The organism is Pseudomonas sp. SDO5522_S412 (assembly GCF_054071215.1).
In genome coordinates, this window is sequence record NZ_JBSVWQ010000434.1 from 1 (window position 1) to 1542 (window position 1542).

Genomic DNA, 1542 nt, shown 5'->3' on the forward strand with positions numbered 1-1542 from the left:
TCGGCCGAGTTCCACCTTTGGAATGCGGTCGAATGTGGGAGCGGGCTTGCTCGCGAAGGGGCCATTAGCCTCACTACATCCCGTGCTGCTTCATCAACCGCGCATAACTGCCATCCACTTTCATCCTGGCAATCTCCCGATCAAACCCGGCAACAATCTGCTGATGCTGAGGATTTTTCAGGCTAACCAGAATGTGCAGGCTGTTTTCGCTCAGCGGCACCGGCAAAAACTCCACCGCGTTGCGCACGGTGGCGGACTCCCGAGCCAGGTAGTAGCGGGCGACGAATTCGTCCTCCAACGTCAGCCGCACCCGCTGCGCCGCCAGCATGCGCACGGCCATGGCGAAGTTATGCACCGGGACTTTCTGCAATTGCGGATCGGCATCGAACGCCGCTGAATAGGCATAGCCACGCACCACCGCGACGGGGTAGTCGTGCAACTGCTCCAGGTTCTGGTAGTCGATGGGATCGTCGCGGCGCTTGAGAAACAGCACCCGGTTGAGCAGGTATTCGCCGGAAAACTGCCCCAACTGAGTACGCGCATCGTCGTACCAGGCGTTCACCAATACGTCGTAACGCCCATCGCCCACGCCCATCAGCGCCCGCGCCCAGGGCACCTGTTCAAACTCACTGGCATAGCCGGCACGGGCCAGGGCGGTGGTCACGATGTCGGTGGCCAAACCACCATTGACCAGGGTGGCGTCAGTGAACGGCGGCCAGGCATCCGCCACCAGTCGCAAGCGTTCTGCCGCCGCCGCCTGGGCCAGCAACAACAAACCGATCAAAGCAACGGCACGAGAAAATCGCGGCATGCTCAAGTCCTTGGCGGGCATTCTATGGCCTGACCTCTGGGGCAACCCGAGGATTTAACAGTAGCTCATCAATGAGCCTGTACTGCAGATTACACAAAGACGGCAGCGTCGCACGCAGAGAATGATGGCAAATTGATCTCACTCACAAAAAAACCGCAATTTAGACACTCGCCTCCCGCGCGCTTACTATCCTGACCAGACAATCAGCCGAGAGAACACCATGACAGTCGAATGGGTCTGCAAACACCACAGTGACCTGGGCAAGGAGCAGCTGTACGCCATTTTGCGCCTGCGCTCGGAGGTCTTCGTGGTCGAGCAGAAATGCGTGTACCAGGACATCGACGGCCAGGACCTGGACGGTGACACCCATCACCTGATGGCCTGGGATGATGGTCAACTGCGGGCCTACCTGCGCCTGCTGGATCCTGAATCCCAGGGTGGTGATGTGGTGATCGGCCGGGTGATCGTTGCGCCGAGCGCGCGGGGTACCGGGCTGGGCCACCAGATGATGGATGAGGCCCTCAGGCAGGCAGAGAAACAGTGGCCCGACGTGCCGATCTATCTGTCGGCCCAGGCGCATTTGCAGGGGTATTACGGGCGGTACGGGTTTGTGGTGGCGGGTGAGGAATACCTGGAGGATGACATTCCACATATAGGCATGCGCCGGGCATGAGGGCCTCTTCGCGAGCAAGCCCGCTCCCACATTTGACCGAGTTCCACCTTTGGAATGC

Annotated in this window: 2 protein-coding genes; one reads left to right on the forward strand and one right to left on the reverse strand. The window is 59.9% G+C overall.

Annotated elements, in window-relative coordinates:
• Positions 1-73: 73 nt before the first annotated feature.
• A complete protein-coding gene (locus tag ACW9I6_RS32320) occupies positions 74-811 on the reverse strand; it encodes a substrate-binding periplasmic protein (protein ID WP_177035279.1) in 738 nt (245 codons plus the stop codon).
• 220 nt (positions 812-1031) lie between these two features.
• On the opposite strand from ACW9I6_RS32320, the gene ACW9I6_RS32325 reads away from it, so the two are divergent.
• Positions 1032-1484: a GNAT family N-acetyltransferase gene (locus ACW9I6_RS32325; RefSeq protein ID WP_457340241.1), complete on the forward strand. Its 453-nt coding sequence runs from the start codon at positions 1032-1034 to the stop codon at positions 1482-1484.
• Positions 1485-1542: the final 58 nt, after the last annotated feature.

What these genes read in the sequence shown, in the direction of transcription:
- ACW9I6_RS32325 (WP_457340241.1), top strand. Translation starts at nt 1,032, where the DNA reads ATGACAGTCGAATGGGTCTGCAAACACCACAGTGACCTGGGCAAGGAG.
- ACW9I6_RS32320 (WP_177035279.1), bottom strand. Translation starts at nt 811, where the DNA reads ATGCCGCGATTTTCTCGTGCCGTTGCTTTGATCGGTTTGTTGTTGCTG.